Annotated in this window: 16 protein-coding genes and 1 pseudogene; 9 read left to right on the forward strand and 8 right to left on the reverse strand. The window is 61.5% G+C overall.

All coding sequences use genetic code 11. The features are described from left to right. Positions 1–10 precede the first annotated feature (10 nt). Positions 11–1,261: a TIGR03862 family flavoprotein gene (locus ISP15_RS16335; RefSeq protein WP_404548807.1), complete on the forward strand. Its 1,251-nt coding sequence runs from the start codon at positions 11–13 to the stop codon at positions 1,259–1,261. 486 nt (positions 1,262–1,747) lie between these two features. Beyond that, positions 1,748–2,878, forward strand: a complete 1,131-nt coding sequence (gene ampH / locus ISP15_RS16340; protein ID WP_404548809.1) for a D-alanyl-D-alanine-carboxypeptidase/endopeptidase AmpH — start codon at positions 1,748–1,750, stop codon at positions 2,876–2,878. A 256-nt stretch (positions 2,879–3,134) separates the two neighbouring features. Here ampH and ISP15_RS16345 read toward each other — a convergent pair whose 3' ends face one another. Continuing rightward, positions 3,135–3,710 carry a hypothetical protein gene (locus ISP15_RS16345; RefSeq protein WP_404548811.1) on the reverse strand — a complete coding sequence of 192 codons (576 nt, stop codon included), beginning with the start codon at positions 3,708–3,710 and terminating at the stop codon, positions 3,135–3,137. 1,080 nt (positions 3,711–4,790) lie between these two features. Between ISP15_RS16345 and ISP15_RS16350 the strand changes: the two genes are divergently transcribed. Further along, positions 4,791–6,086, forward strand: coding sequence for an alkaline phosphatase family protein (locus ISP15_RS16350; protein WP_404548813.1), 1,296 nt, complete (start codon positions 4,791–4,793; stop codon positions 6,084–6,086). A 70-nt stretch (positions 6,087–6,156) separates the two neighbouring features. Further along, positions 6,157–7,059 carry a LysR family transcriptional regulator gene (locus ISP15_RS16355; RefSeq protein ID WP_404548815.1) on the forward strand — a complete coding sequence of 301 codons (903 nt, stop codon included), beginning with the start codon at positions 6,157–6,159 and terminating at the stop codon, positions 7,057–7,059. A 1-nt stretch (position 7,060) separates the two neighbouring features. On the opposite strand, the gene ISP15_RS16360 is transcribed toward ISP15_RS16355, so the two are convergent. The 4 genes from ISP15_RS16360 to ISP15_RS16375 form a co-directional block, all read right to left on the reverse strand. Further along, positions 7,061–7,444, reverse strand: coding sequence for a VOC family protein (locus tag ISP15_RS16360; RefSeq protein ID WP_404548817.1), 384 nt, complete (start codon positions 7,442–7,444; stop codon positions 7,061–7,063). Continuing rightward, positions 7,441–8,694, reverse strand: a complete 1,254-nt coding sequence (locus ISP15_RS16365; protein ID WP_404548819.1) for an MFS transporter — start codon at positions 8,692–8,694, stop codon at positions 7,441–7,443. The genes ISP15_RS16360 and ISP15_RS16365 overlap by 4 nt, the downstream gene beginning before the upstream one ends. Positions 8,695–8,888: 194 nt before the next feature. Beyond that, the gene (locus ISP15_RS16370; RefSeq protein ID WP_404548821.1) at positions 8,889–9,113 is read right to left on the reverse strand and encodes a hypothetical protein; all 225 of its coding nucleotides are present in this window, start codon (positions 9,111–9,113) and stop codon (positions 8,889–8,891) included. 111 nt (positions 9,114–9,224) lie between these two features. Further along, positions 9,225–9,434 carry a hypothetical protein gene (locus ISP15_RS16375; protein ID WP_404548824.1) on the reverse strand — a complete coding sequence of 70 codons (210 nt, stop codon included), beginning with the start codon at positions 9,432–9,434 and terminating at the stop codon, positions 9,225–9,227. A gap of 341 nt (positions 9,435–9,775) precedes the next feature. On the opposite strand from ISP15_RS16375, the gene ISP15_RS16380 reads away from it, so the two are divergent. The 4 genes from ISP15_RS16380 (at position 9,776) to ISP15_RS16395 (ending at position 14,349) form a co-directional block, all read left to right on the forward strand. Further along, entirely contained in the window at positions 9,776–10,894 is a 1,119-nt protein-coding gene (locus ISP15_RS16380; protein ID WP_404548827.1) for an HD-GYP domain-containing protein, read from the forward strand. Positions 10,895–10,965: 71 nt separating this feature from the next. Continuing rightward, positions 10,966–11,988 (forward strand): ligase-associated DNA damage response exonuclease, encoded by a 1,023-nt coding sequence (locus ISP15_RS16385; protein WP_404548830.1) that lies wholly within the window; start codon positions 10,966–10,968, stop codon positions 11,986–11,988. After that, positions 11,988–13,580, forward strand: a complete 1,593-nt coding sequence (locus ISP15_RS16390) for an ATP-dependent DNA ligase (protein WP_404548833.1) — start codon at positions 11,988–11,990, stop codon at positions 13,578–13,580. Before ISP15_RS16385 ends, ISP15_RS16390 begins: the two co-directional genes overlap by 1 nt. Positions 13,581–13,584: 4 nt before the next feature. After that, positions 13,585–14,349: a DUF72 domain-containing protein gene (locus ISP15_RS16395; RefSeq protein WP_404548835.1), complete on the forward strand. Its 765-nt coding sequence runs from the start codon at positions 13,585–13,587 to the stop codon at positions 14,347–14,349. Positions 14,350–14,552: 203 nt separating this feature from the next. On the opposite strand, the pseudogene ISP15_RS16400 reads toward ISP15_RS16395, so the two are convergent. Beyond that, positions 14,553–14,690 (reverse strand): annotated as a pseudogene (locus ISP15_RS16400) (transposase); the annotation flags it as partial. 148 nt (positions 14,691–14,838) lie between these two features. Next, positions 14,839–16,242, reverse strand: a complete 1,404-nt coding sequence (locus ISP15_RS16405) for a glycosyl hydrolase family 28-related protein (RefSeq protein WP_404548837.1) — start codon at positions 16,240–16,242, stop codon at positions 14,839–14,841. A 765-nt stretch (positions 16,243–17,007) separates the two neighbouring features. Between ISP15_RS16405 and ISP15_RS16410 the strand changes: the two genes are divergently transcribed. Beyond that, positions 17,008–18,135, forward strand: a complete 1,128-nt coding sequence (locus ISP15_RS16410; protein WP_404548839.1) for a calcium:proton antiporter — start codon at positions 17,008–17,010, stop codon at positions 18,133–18,135. Between the two features lie 66 nt (positions 18,136–18,201). On the opposite strand, the gene ISP15_RS16415 is transcribed toward ISP15_RS16410, so the two are convergent. Then, the coding region (locus ISP15_RS16415; RefSeq protein WP_404548841.1) for an OmpA family protein at positions 18,202–18,528 on the reverse strand (327 nt) is incomplete at its 5' end.

An 18,528-nucleotide genomic window follows, 5' to 3' on the forward strand; every position in this document is an offset into this window, starting at 1 on the left:
CGCGATCCCGATGTCTTCCCTTCCTCATATCAGCACCGGCCTGGTCGTGGTCGGCGGCGGTCCTGCCGGGCTGATGGCCGCCGAGACGGCGCGGGCGCAAGGTATCGAGGTGGACGTCTACGAGGGCAAAGGCTCGGTCGGGCGCAAATTCCTGATCGCCGGCAAAGGCGGCATGAACCTCACGCACGGCGAAGCCAAGAAGGATTTCGTGCAGCGCTACGGCGCGCGCGCCGGCGAAGTCGGCGCGTGGCTCGATGCGTTCGATGCCGACGCCTTGCGCGCATGGGCGCGCGGCCTGGGCGTGGAAACCTTCATCGGCAGTTCCGGGCGAGTGTTTCCCGATGACCTGAAAGCCGCGCCGCTGCTGCGCGGCTGGGTACATCGCCTGCGCGAAAGCGGCGTGCGCTTCCACGTGCATCACCGCTGGCTGGGATGGCGCGACGATGACGCCTTGCGCTTGGGCACACCCGAAGGCGAGCGCGCGGTGACGGCACCTGCCGCCGTACTCGCACTCGGCGGCGGCAGCTGGCCGCAACTGGGTTCCGATGGCAGTTGGCAAGCCTTGCTGGCTGCGCGCGGCGTGGCCCTGGCGCCGCTACAGCCGGCCAATTGCGGCTTCGATATCGGCTGGAGCGAATACCTCGCGAACCGTCATGCCGGCGCACCGCTGAAACCCGTGGCGGCGCATTGGCGCGATGCTGACGGACGCGAACATGTGCGCCAGGGCGAATGCGTCATCACCACCACCGGCATCGAAGGCAGCCTGGTGTATGCATTGTCGGCAAGGCTGCGCGATGAGATCGCGATCCACGGCGTCGCCACGCTGGAGCTGGATCTCGTTCCCGACCGCACGCAAGAAAGACTGAATCGCGACCTGGCGCAGCCGCGCGGCCGCCGCTCGCTCAGCGAACACCTGCGCCGCCACGCGGGACTGGCCGGCGCCAAGGTCGCGCTGCTGCATGAGGTGCTGGACCGGGCACAACTCGACGACCCGCAGCGGCTGGCGCGGGCCATCAAACGCCTGCCGCTGCGCCTGCAACGCGCACGGCCGCTGGCCGAAAGCATCAGCAGCGCCGGCGGCGTGCGCCTCGAGGCCATGAACCACGCCCTGATGCTTGACGCACTGCCAGGCGTGTTCTGCGCCGGCGAAATGCTGGACTGGGAAGCACCCACCGGCGGTTACCTGCTTACAGCCTGCTTCGCGAGCGGCTATCGTGCCGGACTGGGCGCGGCGGCATGGCTCAAGCAAAGAGATGGCTAGGGATGCTCTGATCAATACTACGTAGGCGTCACCAGCTCTGTCTGTTCGCAGACCATAGGTTCGTCGGCGCACGCGGGGAGGGTACATGGATGTACCCGGCTTTGAGGAGCGAGGAAGGCAGACTGGCGGTCTGTCGAGACGATGGACCGCACGCGGGGAGAGTGCATGGATGCACTCGGCTTTGAGGAGCGAGGAAGGGATGCGGACAGACAGAGCTGGCCCCAACATGTTGAATTTAAAGCGATGGAGTGATGACCAGAAGGCACGCAGAGTGCGCCGCGCGGCTTGGCAAGACGGCCAGTCTTCCCGGCGCCGCACAACACACTCTGCGAGCCTTCTGGACATCATGCCGCCTGCGTAGCATTGATCAGAGCATCCCTAGCGCGAGTTAACTTCGGAAAAAATGTTCGGTCTGCATCCAATGACCGCTCTCGCCAGCCACCGATGGAAAGCAAGCACATGTCGATGACATTGAGGCGAAACCGCATGACCGGCCCGTTCTTGTCACGGATGGGAGTCATCTTGCTGCTGTCCCTGGCAGCCACGAACGCAACCGCCGCGGCCCCCTCCAATTACGTGCCCGACGCCGCGCCGCGCATGTTTGCCGCAAGTGGTGCGCGCGGCATGGTCATCGTCATCGTCGATGGCGATCGGCGCCTGATCCAGGGCTTCGGCGAAACACGTCCTGGCGACGGACAGCTTCCGGACGCCACATCACTGCTGCGCATCGGCTCCCTGTCCAAGCTGCTGGCGGTGGACCTGATGGTGAAACTTGCCAGCGACGGCAAGCTTCATCTCGACGATACGTTGCAAAGCCATGCCCCCCACGGCTATCGCGTACCGCAAGCCAGTGGCATGCGGCCGATCACGCTGTTCGATCTCGCCACGCACACCAGCGGCCTGCCGCGTTCGGCCGATATACCGGCAGACGACAAAGCCGGTTACGCCCAGGCACGCTGGAACTGGCTGCAAGAGCAAGGCAACCTGCCGGCGCCTGGACACGCCGCGCTCTATTCCAATCTTGCCTTCGACCTGCTGGCCGATGCGTTGTCGAATTCCGCTGGAACGTCCTACAGCCAGGCGCTGCAACGTTACGTCACCGGGCCGCTCGGCATGCGCGATACCACCGATGCGCCATCCGCTGGGCAATGCCGTCGCTTGATGGACGGCGGTGCGCCGGACGCCGCCGCGCCTTGCACCGGGAGCGCCGAGAATGCGGGCAGCGGCGGCCTGTATTCCACGGCCGCCGACATGGCGATGTGGATGACCGATCAACTCGGCATCGGCAAGCGCGGTGCCGATCCGGATACCGCGATCAGCCAGGCGATCTATTTCCAGCGGCAATCGCTCGCCAGCGTGCAAGGCATGGATATCGGGGGGCATGCCAGCGGCCTCGGCATGGGCTGGGTGTGGCTGGCGCCGACGCCGCAAAGCCCCGCGATCATTGAAAAAACCGGCGGTGGCGGCGGCTTCATGACCTACATGGCACTGGTACCGGGACGACAGGTCGGGATTTTCGTCGCAGTGACGAAGGTCGACGCCAATATGCTGCGCACCCTGGCGCAACACGTGAACGAACTGGCGGCGCAACTGACTTCGGCGGGCGCATCGCCGTAACGGGCACGAGCCGCGGGAGACCGCCGCCCGATACCTTGCGGCCGAAGAGCAGCGCTGCAGCGACTTTTGTCACCCGTGGCAGCGGAAGCAGCCATGCATCGGGATCATCATGCGCGGATTCTTTACGACGCCCGGTGCTTTTCGATGTCGTTATATTCCCGGAAAAAGTAACCCGGGTGGTGCACGCCTCCTTGGCATGCAACCACCCGTTCGCTCCATGAAGCCAAAGCCGCACGTAGCACAGCGACCGTTTATCTCAAAGCCCGTAGATCTGAATAAAAACCTGGGCATCGGCGCCACTGAGTCCTGCCGGCGTTGCGCATTGGTTCTGCAATATGCCGTTTAGATCAATGCCGGTAAGCGCCAGGTACGCCGTACTGCCGCTAAAGCGGCCACTGGTGATGTTTCCCAATGCAGCATAGCTGACGATGCCATTGAGCTGGTTGTATTCAGGGATGAAGTTGAGCGTACTGGTTTCACCATCCGACCAGGTCAGGTTCCAGGTTTGCTTAAGCTGCGCGGGGAAAAGTTCTGTACACGAAAGCGGACTGGTGCTCGTACTGGAACCAGAGACGCTAGTCAGCGACAACCCGAGCACATTCAAGCAAGTGGGTTCATATGCCTGATACGAGGCGGTAATCGTTTGCGATTGATTGGTCACGCCCGGCGACCAAAAAATACTTCCCTCGCCACTACAGGTCACCGCAGCGAGCCCTTGCGCGTGCGCCTGCATGGGCACACCCAGCGTAGCCATGCCTGCGGCGAATGCCATCACCATAACGAGCAATACCCGAAACTTTGCCAATGACGTCTTCAAATGCTGCGTATACATAGGTACCTCCGAAGAGTAGGCGAATGAAACTCATGGATCATCCGATTGGCGAGCAAAACCACGGGCAATCACCAAGGACAGGTGCGCCGAGGCTTGGGTTATGAACGACTGCTTCGCTAAATCCCCAAAAGGCTGTCCAACGTCACGGACGGCCAGAGAAAACTATATGGCGAAATTTTCACTGCATGAGTGAATATTTTGTTTCAATTATTGAATTGCTTGGCAAAGTAGACTTGCGATGCGGATAAATTAAAAACTATTATCTTTTTCATAACGCATCCAGGTGCAGTTACATTCCATTTTCAAAAATATTTTAATTGCGAACAAGGCCCAACTTAATGCCATTCATGCAAACCAGGCCATCAAGAACACACACGCCGTAGATGCTTTTGCGACCGGGTATCGACCAGCCTTTACTTACAATGCCAACAGCGGAAGGAAGCCGGCCAACCAGGGATGCTCTGATCAATGCTACGCAGGCGGCATGATGACCAGAAGGCTCGCAGAGTGTGTTGTGCGGCGCCGGGAAGACTGGCCGTCTTGCCAAGCCGCGCGGCGCACTCTGCGTGCCTTCTGGTCATCACCCCATCGCTTTAAATTCAACATGTTGGGGCCAGCTCTGTCTGTCCGCATCCCTTCCTCGCTCCTCAAAGCCGAGTGCATCCATGCACTCTCCCCGCGTGCGGCCCGTCGTCTCGACAGACCGCCAGTCTGCCTTCGCCGACGAACCTATGGTCTGCGAACAGACAGAGCTGGTGACGCCTACGTAGTATTGATCAGAGCATCCCTAGGTGCCCTCAGGCTGGCGCCCGCCATTCCACCTTCCAAGACGAAAGCGATACCGGCGACGACACAATCCAGGTATGCGAAAAAGGGCACGCGGCATGATGATTGTAATCATCCGCGATCGTGCACGATTCGCGGCATGATACTTTCCGCACACCGCTGCTCGTCGCTCCAACCTGCGCGGGGCGGCAAGCAAACAGCGAGAACTTGCGGCGCATCGCCCTCAGGGCTGAATTAGTCACTCATCTGCGCCATCATTAAAGAACTATCCACCGCATCAAACGGATCGTTCCCATGAAATGGCTGCTTCGCCTTGTGCTTTGTTCCGTTGCCGTCCTCGGCGCCGGTTGTGCATCCCATCCTGCCGCGCCAACGCCTTCCTCCACCGAAACCAAAGCGCAGCAAGCCACGGCGGCGGCCACCACGCCGCTGCTGCTGATCTCCATCGATGCCTACCGTGCCGACTATTTCGATCGTGGCTTGAGCCCTACCCTGCAGGCGCTGGCGGCCACCGGCGTGCATGCCGATTCCATGCAGCCTTCGTTTCCGTCGCTGACGTTTCCCAATCACTACGCCATCGTCACCGGCCTGGTGCCCGACCATAACGGGATCGTCGCCAACACCATGTCCGATCCGGAACTGGGCAAGTTTTCGATCGGCGATCGCAAGGCGGTCGGCAATGGGCTGTGGTGGGACCAGGCCACGCCAATATGGGAGACGGCGGATGCCCATGGGCTGCGCACGGCGACCATGTTCTGGCCAGGCTCCGAAGCCGATATCGAAGGCAAGCATCCGGATTACTGGAAACCGTTCGATGGCAAGGTAACGCCCGACCAGCGCGTCGACCAGGTGCTGGCATGGCTGGACCTGCCGCCCGACCAGCGGCCACGCTTCCTCACCTTGTATTTCGATACGGTCGACCATGCCGGGCATGGTTACGGCCCCGATTCGCCGCAGGTCGACCAGGCGCTGCGCGAGGTCGACGCTGCCATGGCTCGCCTCGTCGACGGCCTGCGTCAACGCAACCTGCTCGACCATATGAACATCATCGTAGTGGCCGATCACGGCATGGCCAGCGTACCCAAGCAAAACAGCATCCTGATCGACAAACTGATCCCGATGGATGACGTGCAGGCGGTCACCATGGGAGTGATCGCCGGCTTCAATCCCAAGCGCAAGCATGATTTCAACGCCATCGAAGAGCAGTTGGAACAGCCGCAGCAGCACATGCATTGCTGGGACAAGACCCGCATTCCCAAACGCTTCGACTACGGCTCGAACGCGCGCGTGCCGCAATTGGTATGCCTGGCGGACGTGGGCTGGCGCATCACCACTACCGATTACCTCGCCAAGCACAAGGGCAAGGTGAGCCTTGGCGACCATGGCTACGACAACGCCGATCCACGCATGCAGGCGCTGTTTATCGCGCATGGCCCGGCATTCCAGCGCGGCATCCGTTTTCATAGCTTCCCGAATGTGGATGTCTATCCGCTGATGGCGCATCTGCTGGATATTCCAGCGAACTTCAACGATGGAAAGTTCGAGGACGTGCAAGGCATGCTGAAGCCGGCGCCAGCCACGACGCCGTGACGGCAGCGGGCGCCCTGTCCAACCAGGCAGGTGAGCATTCGTGCATTGCGCAAGCATGCGGATCACAGTCATGAACATCGAACTACGCCATTTGCGCTATTTCGTCGCCGTTGCCGATACGCTGCACTTCGGCAAGGCGGCGGAGCGGCTGGGCATGTCCCAGCCGCCGCTAAGCCAGCAGATCCGCCAATTGGAAGATGCGGTCGGCGCGCATTTGCTCACGCGCACCAATCGTCGCGTGGCCTTGACCGAACCCGGCCGGCTTTTCCTGCAGGAAGCGCGCGATATCCTGGCACGGATGGAGCGCGCCACCGAACTTGCCCAGCGCGCGCAACGCGGCGAACTGGGCGAGCTGCGCATCGGCTTCACCCGCACTACGCCGCTGTCGCAGGACATTCCGCGCGCCATCTTCGCTTTTCGCCAGCGCTTTCCCGCCGTGCATCTGCAATTGGAGGAAATGAACTCGCTGCAGCAGATCGATGCGCTACTCGAACGCAGATTGCAGGTCGGTATCCTGCGTCCTGGCATACTGCCCAAGTCGCTGCTGTCCAGGCGCCTGTTCCGCGATCCACTGGTAGCGGTGCTGCGCTTGGATCACCCCGCGCTCAAGCGCTTGGGCGCGCGCGGCAAGCTGCCGACCAAGGCGCTGGCACAGGAACCGTTCGTGGTGTTTGCCCGCAGCGCCGGCGTCGGCGTCTACGAACACGTATTGGCATTGTGCCGCGATGCAGGCTTCGCGCCGCATATCGCACAGGAAGCGCGCGAAGCGTCCACCATCATCGGCCTGGTGGCGGCGGGCCTGGGGGTTTCCATCCTTCCCCAATCCTGCAGCCATATCCAGGTGGAAGGCATCAGTTATATCCCGCTGGCCGAAGCGACCGCCATGTCGGAGATACACGTGGTGTATCGCGAGGACGAGCGCTCCCCGCTGCTACCGCGCTTTATCCAGCTGCTGCTTGCCGGCAAGCGTTAAATCATCCGCCCTCATTGCTCACTTCGATCAGGTTGCCGTCCGGATCGCGCAGGTAAACGGACTGGATCGGTCCCTGTGCGCCCGTGCGTGGAACCGGGCCTTGCTCGATCGCTACATCGCATTGCTCGATGTGCTCGATCACCTGTGGCAGCGGCATGGAAGTGATCAGGCACAGATCGGCGGAACCGGGCGTAGGCTGCCTGGCCTTGGGTTCGAATTCGTGACGATGCCGGTGCAGGTTGATCTTCTGCGCACCGAACGCCAGCGCCTTGCGACCTTGCCCGAATGCCACCACCTGCATGCCCAGCACGCGCGCATAGAAATCGCAGGTGGCGTCGATATCGGCGACGGTCAGTACCACGTGGTCGATGCGGTCGATCTTCATGGCATGGCTCCCTTGCTCATCGGGGTTGGCGGCGTGACCGTCTGCGCCAGCGGTTGCAGGCGATACAGCCAGAGTGAAACCAGCAGGCCGGCCAGCACCATCGCGCCGACGAACAACGCCACGCCCTGCCAGCCTTCTTTCGCGTAGAAAAGCCCGCCGCTGGCGCCGGCCACGCTGGAGCCCATGTAGTAACTGAACAGGTACATCGACGACGCCTGCGCTTTCGCCGCGCCGCCGCGCCGTCCTACCCAGCTGCTGACGATGGAATGACCGCCGAAAAAGCCGAAGGTGATCGCGGTGATGCCAAGGACGATCAACCATACCGCTGCCGCCATGGTGCATGCCGTGCCGGCCAGCATCAACGCGAAAGCCGTCCATAGCACTTTGCGCCGCCCCAGCTTGCCCGCCAGATATCCCATCCAGGCGGAACTGAACGTGCCGATGAGGTAGATCGCGAAGATCAGCCCGACTACGGCCTGGCTGAGGTTGTAGGGCGGCGCCATCAGCCGATAGCCCAGGTAGTTGTAGACCGTGACGAAGGCGCCGAGCAACAGGAAGCCTTCTGCAAACAGCCACGGCAAGCCCGGGTCGCGAAACATGCCGGCGAAGCGTGCGAACAATGCACGCCATTGCAGTGCCTGCGGGCGAAAGTGACGCGAAGGCGGCAGAGAGCGCCAGAAAACCAGCCCGGCAATGAGCCCGACGATGCCGACCACAGCGATACCCATGCGCCAGCCGAAGTCATCGGCGACTACGCCGGAGATCAATCGCCCGCTCATGCCACCCACGGCGCTGCCGCTGATGTACAGGCCCATGCCAAGGCCGATCGATTCGGCGTGCATTTCTTCGGTGAGATACGTCATCGCCACCGCGGGCAGGCCGCTCAGGGTCAGGCCAAGCAGCGTGCGCAGCGCCAGCAGCGCGTACCAATCCGGCATCAAGGCGCTAAGCAGTACCAGCAGCGCCGAGGAGAGCAGCGACACCACCATGACCGACTTGCGTCCAAACGCATCGGACACGCCGCCAGCGAACAACATGGCGAAAGCCAGCACGCCGGTAGTCAACGACAACGACAGCGCGCTCGCCGCCGCACTGATGCCATAGTGATGGCTGAACTGCGGCATCAGCGGCTGGACGCAATACAACAGGCCGAACGTGGCAAGCCCGGCGGCGAACAAGGCCAGGTTGGTGCGGCGGAAAGCGGGCGTACCGTGGTGGATCAGGTCATCGGTGGCAAACGATGTGCTCAATGCGGACCTCTGTTCGGGCGATCCATAACGAGCACAAGCTTAAACGCAAGCGGTGTTGCGATCGATACGATCGCGACACCGGTTCGATAGCCGGTAAATACCAAACAGAAACCAAGTTGTGACGACCCAAGCCCCATGCTGCACAAACCCGGATGGCGACCTTCAGCCAGGCCTGGCGGCGCGAGCACTACCGCTCACGCCTCGGAATCGTCGTCCGGCTCGATATCGATATCGTGGAAGTAGCGATCGATCAGCGCCCTCGCCGCTTCTTCCCAGCGCGCGCCGCCGCCGTCGGCCACGACATGGCGGCGGGGATCATCCGGAAAATGGATGATCCCGCTGCGCGAGTCGCCGCCGCCGTCGCAAGCGTGTTCGAACCTGACGCCACGGTATTCGCCCCATTGCTGATCGGAATTCATGCAGGCTGCCGCTGATATCGATCGGAGATAGCGAGTGTAGGGCAATACCGTCACCGACGTCCGGTGCTACACGAACGAGGTCGGCGACGTCCAGACCAGACAGCTCACGCCCTAGCCGCCATGATTGCAGCGGTGAACGGCTTCGCTGCGCGCCTTGTCGTATTCCGATTGCGACATGGCCCCGGTATTCAGGGCGTTCTGCAAATCCATCATCTGCTTGCCACAGGAATCTTCATTCTTGACCACGGTCTCCGAGCCGCCGCATGCGGCGAGCGACATGCAGAGAGCGATCGTCATCGTTGCGAGCATGGGCTTGATCATGTCGTCACTCCACTCCAGTTAGCAGGAAAAGGCAGCAGGCCATGGCATCCCCTGGTGCCGGCTACGATGGTAAGGCGGCGGCGCCAATCGGGGCTGACTGCCGGATCGCCGATCCGCTGTTTTCACGTCACGGCGATCCCGGCTGCACGCCCTGCACACGATAAAACTGCTTCTAACCGCCAGCGCGGGATCGCTATCGGTTGCGCTCAAGCCGCAGCCTGCCGCTGCCGATAAGCTGCCGAGAGCCGGCTCCTTGGCATGCACGAAGAACGTCCGGCTCGGGCAATGCGCGGCGGCTGGCAACTGCCATGGGGAACTTGTGGACATAGACTGGGGCATCGATGCGACCGATCCAGGCGGGAGAAGTGCAGGCCGGGCAACCGCTGCCTCACGATGCTTACGACGAGCGCGGCAAACTGTTGCTGCGTGCGGGCCAGATCCTGGCCAGCGAAGCCTCGGTGGAACGGCTGATCCGTCACGCATACTTCGATGACGCCAACGCATCCGGACGCCAGGATGCACAAGGCGACGCGGCCGATGCCGAGCGCCCGCTCGCGTCGATCCTGTCGGCGCGGCATCGGCTGTATTCGCTGCTGACCGGTGACCGGCGCACGGACTTCGCCCGCGAGATCGCCCGCATCGCCGAGCTGCTGCAACGCGCCTGCCGGGTGAATCCCGACTTGTCGCTTGCTTCCATCCTGCTGCACCGCGATGGCCTGTACGCCACACGCCATATGATCAACGCCGCCATCGTATGCGAACTGGTGGGCGCGGCGCTCGAACTGTCCGCGGCGGAGCGCGCGCCGATCATCGCTGCCGCGCTGACCATGAACATCGGCATGTTCGAATTGCAGCAGCAGTTGCTGGCCGTGGATGGCCCGCTCAGCGATGCGCAGTACACGCAAGTGCGCCGTCATTGCGAACATGGCGTCGCCTTGCTGGGCGAGCGCGGCGTCAACAATGAAACCTGGCTGCAGGCCGTGCTGGAGCATCATGAGAGACCGGACGGCAGCGGTTACCCCGGGGGCAAGCATGGCGAGGCGATCGCCCTGCCCGCGCGCCTGCTCGGCACCGCCGACGTGTATTGCGCGCGCGTGGCACATCGGCATTATCGTCCGCCGCTGCCATCCAACCTGGCGCTGCGCTGGCTGTACTTGAATGAAGGCACCACGCTGGACGGCAAGATCGCGACCAGTTTCATCAAGACACTCGGCATTTATCCGCCGGGCACCGGCGTGCGGCTTCGCAATGGCAGCATTGCCGTGGTGATCCAGCGCGGACGCGGCAGCCTGACCCCGCAAGTGTCATCGATCACCACGCATGACGGCCTGCGCATCGGCACCCCGATCCGCCGCCGCGGCGATGTCGCCGCGCACGCCATCAGCGAAGCGGTGGACCTCGATGCGCTTGAGCTGAGCGTGAACATGGAAGCGCTGTGGGGCACCGACGCGGTAACCTAGGGATGCTCAACAGCGCAACACCTGGCGCGTCCTTTCCCCCACGTTGACGCCACTGATCCTAAGCTCCGGGCATGGATAGCGACCTGCTGCGGCCAAGTCCGGAAGGGCTGTATTGCCCACCCGGTGATTTCCATATCGATCCGCAGTTTCCCGTGCACCGCGCGGTAATCACGCACGCACATGGCGATCATGCATATCCAGGTTCGCGCACGTACCATGCCGCCAGCGCGGGTACCGGCTTGCTGCGCGACCGTCTCGGCAGCGAGGCCACCATCCGGGCCCATGATTACGGCGCGCCGTTCGAGCTTGGCGACGCCAAGGTATCGCTGCATCCGTCCGGACATATGCTTGGTTCGGCGCAGGTTCGCATCGAAGCGCTGGGCCGCGTCGCGGTGGTATCAGGCGATTACAAGCGCGACGCCGATCCCACTTGCGCGCCGTTCGAGCCGGTGCCATGCGATGTCTTCGTGACCGAGTCCACCTTCGCACTGCCCATTTACCGGTGGCCGCCGATCGCGCAGGTGATCGAGGAGATCCTTGCCTGGATCGAGGAATGCACCACGCGCGGCATGGCCGCCGTGCTGTTCTGCTACGCGCTGGGCAAGGCGCAGCGCCTGTTGGCCGAACTCGCTACGCGCACGCAACGTACCGCCTACGTGCATGGCGCGATGCTGCCGTTGATCCAGCGCTACCGCGAAGCCGGCGTCGCCATGTTGCCGACCGAGGCGGTGCGCGAAGCCGGTCGCGGGCGCGAGTACGCCGGCGAACTGGTGCTGGCGCCACCGTCCGCCGCGGGTTCGGCGTGGATGCGCCGTTTCGGCCATGCATCCACGGCGTTCGCTTCCGGCTGGATGCAAGTGCGTGGCGCGCGGCGCCGGCGCGGCTACGATCGCGGCTTCGTGGTGTCCGATCATGCCGATTGGCCCGGCCTGCTTGCCAGCGTGCGCGATTGCGGCGCCAAACGCATCTATGTCACGCACGGCGACGGCGAAGCATTGGTGCGTTACCTGCGTGACGAGGGCCACGATGCGCATCCATTGCACGCCCTCGGCAATGCGATGCCGTCCGCGCCACGCAGCGAGGAAGGCGACTGATGCGCCGCTTCGCCGCCCTCTACGAAGCGCTCGACCGCACCTCCTCCACCGTGGCCAAGCGCGATGCCATGGCCGGCTATTTTGCCGCGGCACCGGCCGCGGATGCGGCATGGGCGGTATATGTGCTGGCGGGCGGAAAATTGCGGCGCACCGTCTCCAGTACCGACCTGCGCGAGGCATTGGCCGCCGAAACGGAGTATCCGGCATGGCTGATCGACGAAAGCTACCAGCAGGTCGGCGACCTCGCCGAAGCGATCGCCCTGATGCTGCCGGAAGCGGGCGAAGGCCATGCCGACGTCGCCCTGCACACGTGGATGGAACAACGCCTGCCGGCGCTCGGCCAGCATGATGCACCCGCGCGCGTAAACCTTCTGCGCGAATGGTGGCCCGCATTGCCGCGCCAGCAGATTTTTCTGCTCAATAAGCTGCTCACCGGCGCGCTGCGCGTTGGCGTATCGCGCCGGTTGGTGGTGCAGGCGCTGGCGCAATGGAGCGGCTTGCCCACCGACCTGATCGCACATCGGCTCAGCGGCACCTGGCATCCCGGCGCCGACACGTTCGCGGCATTGGCCAAGCCGGCGAGCAGCGACGAGCATGTCGCGGATCGCCCCTATCCGTTCTTCCTCGCTTCCCCGCTCGAGCAGGCACCGGAAACGCTCGGCTTGCCCGGCGAATGGCTGGCCGAATGGAAATGGGACGGCATCCGCGCGCAACTGATCCGTCGCCACGGCACCGTGAGCATTTGGTCGCGTGGCGAAGAGCGCCTGGATGGCCGCTTTCCGGAGCTTGAACAGGCCGCGCTCGCCCTGCCCGATGGATGCGTGCTCGACGGCGAAATACTGGCCTGGGCTCCCGATGAGGAGCATCCGTTGCTGTTTACCGCGTTGCAAAAGCGCATCGGCAAGCTCAAGCCCGGCGCAAAACTGCTTGCCGATACGCCGGTGCGCCTGATGACCTACGACTTGCTGGAATGGGAGGGACGCGACCTCCGCGAGCAACCCTTGTCCGCACGACGCGCCCAATTGGCCATGCTGATCGAAGGACATGGACCGACGTTGATGCTCTCGCCAGCCGTGCCGATCGTCGACTGGCCTGCGCTGGCCTCACTTCGCCATGCGTCGCGCGAACGACGCACGGAAGGATTGATGCTCAAGCACCTGGCCTCGCCCTATCGCGTCGGACGCAAGCGCGGCGACTGGTGGAAATGGAAAGTGGACCCCTTCACCATCGACGCGGTGCTGGTCTACGCCCAGCCCGGACATGGACGCCGCTCGGGCCTGTTCACCGATTACACCTTCGGCGTGTGGGACGGCGACACACTGGTGCCAGTGGCCAAGGCGTATTCCGGCCTGGACGACAGGGAAATCGCCCGACTCGACAGCTGGATCCGCGCGCATACCATCGAACGCTTCGGACCGGTGCGTTCGGTGCAGCCGGTGCACGTGTTCGAGCTGGCGTTCGAAGCCATCCAGACGTCCACACGCCACAAGGCCGGCCTGGCGGTGCGTTTCCCGCGCATCCTGCGCTGGCGCACCGACAAAGGCATCGCCGATGCGGACCGGCTGGACGACTTGCGCCGGCTGGCAGGCTGAAAGCATGGACGCGGACATTCCAGCCCCACTCCCCTCGCTCTACATCGGCTGCGCCGGCTGGTCGGTTCCAGCCGCGCACGCCGGCCTGTTTGCCACCGACGGCTCGCATCTGGAACGCTACGCCTCGCGCTTCAACGCGGTGGAAATCAATTCGTCGTTCTACCGCTCGCACCGTGGCGCCACTTATCGCCGCTGGGCCGCATCGGTACCCGATACGTTCCGCTTCTCGGTGAAGATGATCAAGACGGTTACCCACGTCCGTCGCCTGCGCGAGGCCGACGACGAAATGCGCCGTTTCCTTGAAGAAGTCGCCGAACTGGAGCACAAGCTCGGCTGCGTGTTGATCCAGCTGCCGCCCGGCGCCGCTTACGACGGCGCGGTAGCGGACGCCTTTTTCGCCATGCTGCGCAGCCACTATGCCGGCCCGGCGGTATGCGAGCCGCGTCACGCCTCCTGGTTTGCGCCTTCAGTGACGGCCATGCTCACGCGCCACGCCATCGGGCGCGTGGGCGCGAGCCCGCCGCCCCACCCCGGCGCCGATCATGTCGCCGGCGCCGATGCCGTTCGCTACCTCCGATTGCATGGCACGCCGCGGATCTATTACGACGCCTATTCGCCGGCCTTTCTCCAGCAGACCGCAACGCACCTGTGTTCGGCCGTGGCGGAAGGCGCCGAGGCCTGGTGCATCTTCGACAATACCGCCCTGGGCCATGCCACTGCCAACGCCCTGGAATTGATGGCCCTGCTGGCTGGCTGTTCTGTCATATGACAGCGAGTACTTCATCACTGTCATCCCTTCCACAAGGAATTCTCAGGCCTACATCATGAATCGACGCGCATGATCTGTTCCCTGCAGCCATACCAAACATTCGTAGCAAAGTCCGGTAGTAAGCACCCTCTAGCAAAGCCGGGGGCTTTATAGATGAGCGCCTCAAAGGCACCTTAAAACCATTAGCCACTCAAGGCAGCAGCTCATACGCTAAGTTTCATCTGATCGTAGCGCTCATCTTCCTTTTCCTGATTTTTGATGTAAGCCCGCACCATCGCCTCGTCCAAACCCACCGTCGATACGAAGTAACCGCGCGCCCAGAACAACTCTCCGCTGAAGTGGTACTTACAGTCCCAGCGAGTGGGTTAGGCTCAGATACTCTTTCATTGTGAATCATCATCTCTTGCTCGAGATTTCAGATTCACAATGACCGCTGCATAGGTCAAACGTCGGGAGTCCCCCGGCATAGCCGGGGGATTTCCTCAGGTATTAATAAGCAGTAGTGGTGACCCTAAGAAAGCTCTTCAGAATGGTCGGTCCTACTTTGCCGTTGCCGGCCGTTAGAAGAATCGCCTTTTGCTCCCCTACGGCCCAATGCTGCTTGACATAAGCGGTGATATCTATTGCAGTTTCTGTTGGTCCCGTCGTACCTGGCGTGGCTGTAGCAATCGCACCCGAATTCGATCCATCCATTAATTCTATGCTACCGGCCGCACTATTAGGCAACCATTGCGTCACCCATTCAACTGATACGATTGGACCTGCTCCATACTGAAACATATTGCTGTAAGCCACTGGCTTGAACAGCGCAAAAGCACTTGGGTCGATTGGGTTATAGCCTGTCGCCACATTGCCAGTAATGGTTGGACTAGCCCATATGTCATAGATCTGTTGGGTCATTGGTAGAGCGCCAATGTTCTCGATACTAAGCGCAAGCAGGCAGCCTGAATTAATAACCGGCTCATTAACCAAGCCTCCGACTAACTGCATCTTTATGATGTTGTAGATACCGCCCGTTTGATTGCAAATGATCGTCGTCGCTGGCTGCGAAACGTCCATGGTCAAGCTATCGATCAGGTTCGCAGCTGGCGCCCCTTCCGATACATTGTTTGGGTTGATGAAAACACCGACCGCTCCGCTCTGTCCCGTACTAAGATATACGCCATGCAACTTGATATCATCCATACCTTGTACCCACATGATACCTGCGCCATAAAAATTCCAGGCAAATAGGTTATACATATCGGTATCACTAACGGATCCATAACCTGTAGCGGGGCCGCCATCGAAATAGAAGGCGTCATAAACATTCAGAGCTCGTAAATGGTCAAAGCGACCATGATTGAAAAAATCCTGACCAGGATCACCATCCCCGGTATTCTGAAATAAAAAGGCAATTCCCGCATTTTCGCAAGCTATGTGTTCAAAATTTCCGCCCATGGATGCTCCTATCGAGAGGCATATTGGACCACTGGCGGTTTCCGGCGACGATTGATTGCCGTTGATCAGCACATTGCGCACGCCGCAATCAAAATTACCAGTCGGACAACGAACGACAGGAGTTCCACCTAATCCCTTCCACGACAACGTAGTAGGAACTGGTCCGGCATACAAAGGCAATGCACCTCCCATGCCACCGCCGCTCAGTGTGACGCCCGAAGGAATCGTGATCGTAGAACTGACTACACATACTGATCCACCGCTAGGCAGTATTACGGTGTTCCCCGCCGATGCAGCGGCTAGTGCAGAATTGATGGCGATCGTGTCGTCCCCACTACCATTGCAGGTAGCACCATAATCCAGTACGGAAAGAGGACTATTTGAGGGCTGCGCCATCACCGAGCCAGTCACCAAACAGACAAGGAAAGCCAAAAAATTAAGTATTTTTCGCATAGAAAGCCCCTTGAAAAAGAAAATTTTGAATCGCCCTCATTTTCCGAGTCATTCGGAAGCGGGGTGAGTTGATGATGCCATGGCGTAACAGATGGGCGAGGGACCGGTAGGGCAGATCATGGTTGTAACGTGTCGCCAGTCCTCGACCATGCGATATCTCATCCAGCCGGTTGAAGGCATAGCGATCCAACATTGGGGTTCGGAAAATGTGGTTGAAGCGTTCGATATATGCGTGCTGAGGGAGCAGCGTGGCTGGATATAAACCAGCTCAACACATTGTGGATGCGCCTACTGGCATAGGATCGCACTGATAAATTCCCCGTTGTCTAGGCACAGCAACGGTGCGCGGATACGTCGGGTAGCCGTTGATTTTCACAAGCCCAGCATGCGGTCGGCGCGCCGGGGAGTTCGCGCCTGCGTTCGGCCTCGGCGGAAGGCGCCGAAGCCTGGTGCATCTTCGACAATACCGCCCTGGGCCATGCCACGGCCAACGCCCTGGAATTGATGGCCCTGCTGGCGGCGAAGGCCCCGGCTAAATAAGCGAACAGGCCCGGCCCTAACAGGGCGAGGCGCTACAATGTGCCACCGCGGCCAAAAGCAATGGGGAAAGTTGCAGGTGCTTACCTGTCTTTCCGGGGATGGGGAAAAAGCCACGAGTCATCATCGCGACGCCCTGGCAACGGCGAGCGCGTCGCGAACAAGGGAGATCATTGTTTCACCGTCCGGGAGCCGCATGCCGCGGCACAATCACTTCGCACGAAGGGCATGGGTATGTATCCGACCGGCATGGCGACGTTACGCAAAGAATGGTTCCTGGTACTCAGCCTAGCTACCACCGCGGCCTTTGCGCTGCGCGGCGAAGTACTGACGAGCGGATTGTCGAATCCTTATCGGCTTGGCCTCGTATTCTTCTGGCTGTTTGCTGTCGTGCTCGGTTCGGCGCTGGCGGTGGTCAGGCACGCCGATCACCTGGCCGAAAAACTCGGCGAGCCATTCGGCACTTTGGTCCTTACCATCTGCATTACCTCGATCGAGGTGATCAGCATTACTGCCATCATGCTGCATGGCGCCAACAATCCTACGCTCGCACGGGACACCTTGTTCGCGGTAACCATGATCGTGCTCAACGGCATGGTGGGGTTGTCGTTGCTATGGGGCGGATGGCGGCACCGCGAACAGCATTACAACCTGCAAGGCGCCAATACGTATCTCGGCGTGATCATTCCGCTGGGCGTGCTTGGCCTGGTGATGCCCGATTACACCATCACGACATCCGGCGCCACGCTCTCGCTGGCGCAGGAGATCTTCGTTGCACTCATTTCCGTGGGGCTTTATGCGGCCTTCCTGTTCCTGCAGACAAGCCGGCACCGTGCCTATTTCATGACCCACGATGACGTGTGCGATGCGAGCGATGCCGCTGTGACGACCACTACGGAAAGCCCACGCACATCTAAGCACGTACTGCTGCTGGCAATCTACATGGCATTGATTGTCTACCTGGCGGAGAAGCTGGCGCCGCCGGTCGACTATGTGGTGGAAACGCTAGGCAAACCCGCGGCACTGGCCGGCCTGGCCATGGCCGTGCTGGTGGCCACGCCGGAGATCATTGGCGCGGTACGCGCCGCGGGCAGAAACCATTTGCAGCGATCGATGAATATCTTCCTGGGCTCGGTATTGTCGACCATCGGGCTGACCATTCCCGCGATCCTGATCATCAGCGAACTGACCCACCATCCCATCGTGCTCGGATTGCAGCATACCGACCTGCTGCTGTTCCTGCTGACGCTGGCGCTTTGCATGGTGACGTTCTCCAGCGGCCGCACCAATATCCTGCAGGGCGGCGTGCACCTGATCTTGTTCGTAGCCTATTTGTTCCTGATTTTCCAAGGCTGACAATTTTTCTTCACCACGAAAAAGCCCGGCATGCGCCGGGCCTTTCCGTAACAGCTTGCGGTCCGATTACTGCTGGACCTGCAGTTCCGTGCGACGGTTGCGGGCACGGCCGGAGGCCGTCTTGTTGCTGTCGATCGGATCGTCCTCGCCGTGGCCGATCGGCCCTTCCAGGCGACTCGGGTCGATCCCGTGTGACGTCAGGTAGTCGTACACGATCTTCGCGCGACGCTCCGACAGTCCCTGGTTGTACTGTGGCGTACCCACGCTGTCGGTGTAACCGGCCACCGTCACGTGCACCTGCGGATAGCGCTTGAGCGTATCCACTGCCTGGTCCAGGATCGCCAGCGAATCGCTGCTCGGCACCGCCAGTGCCGGCTCGATGTTCGTCTCGCC

Origin of the sequence: Dyella jejuensis (assembly GCF_044904675.1) — a bacterium.
GTDB classification, from domain to species: Bacteria; Pseudomonadota; Gammaproteobacteria; order Xanthomonadales; family Rhodanobacteraceae; genus Dyella_B; species Dyella_B jejuensis.

Excerpts from the sequence above, each read along its gene's own strand:
- ISP15_RS16335 (WP_404548807.1), top strand. The coding sequence starts at position 11 with ATGTCTTCCCTTCCTCATATCAGCACCGGCCTGGTCGTGGTCGGCGGC.
- ampH (WP_404548809.1), top strand. The coding sequence starts at position 1,748 with ATGACCGGCCCGTTCTTGTCACGGATGGGAGTCATCTTGCTGCTGTCC.
- ISP15_RS16345 (WP_404548811.1), bottom strand. The coding sequence starts at position 3,710 with ATGTATACGCAGCATTTGAAGACGTCATTGGCAAAGTTTCGGGTATTG.
- ISP15_RS16350 (WP_404548813.1), top strand. The coding sequence starts at position 4,791 with ATGAAATGGCTGCTTCGCCTTGTGCTTTGTTCCGTTGCCGTCCTCGGC.
- ISP15_RS16355 (WP_404548815.1), top strand. The coding sequence starts at position 6,157 with ATGAACATCGAACTACGCCATTTGCGCTATTTCGTCGCCGTTGCCGAT.
- ISP15_RS16360 (WP_404548817.1), bottom strand. The coding sequence starts at position 7,444 with ATGAAGATCGACCGCATCGACCACGTGGTACTGACCGTCGCCGATATC.
- ISP15_RS16370 (WP_404548821.1), bottom strand. The coding sequence starts at position 9,113 with ATGAATTCCGATCAGCAATGGGGCGAATACCGTGGCGTCAGGTTCGAA.
- ISP15_RS16375 (WP_404548824.1), bottom strand. The coding sequence starts at position 9,434 with ATGATCAAGCCCATGCTCGCAACGATGACGATCGCTCTCTGCATGTCG.
- ISP15_RS16380 (WP_404548827.1), top strand. The coding sequence starts at position 9,776 with ATGCGACCGATCCAGGCGGGAGAAGTGCAGGCCGGGCAACCGCTGCCT.
- ISP15_RS16385 (WP_404548830.1), top strand. The coding sequence starts at position 10,966 with ATGGATAGCGACCTGCTGCGGCCAAGTCCGGAAGGGCTGTATTGCCCA.
- ISP15_RS16390 (WP_404548833.1), top strand. The coding sequence starts at position 11,988 with ATGCGCCGCTTCGCCGCCCTCTACGAAGCGCTCGACCGCACCTCCTCC.
- ISP15_RS16395 (WP_404548835.1), top strand. The coding sequence starts at position 13,585 with ATGGACGCGGACATTCCAGCCCCACTCCCCTCGCTCTACATCGGCTGC.
- ISP15_RS16405 (WP_404548837.1), bottom strand. The coding sequence starts at position 16,242 with ATGCGAAAAATACTTAATTTTTTGGCTTTCCTTGTCTGTTTGGTGACT.
- ISP15_RS16410 (WP_404548839.1), top strand. The coding sequence starts at position 17,008 with ATGGGTATGTATCCGACCGGCATGGCGACGTTACGCAAAGAATGGTTC.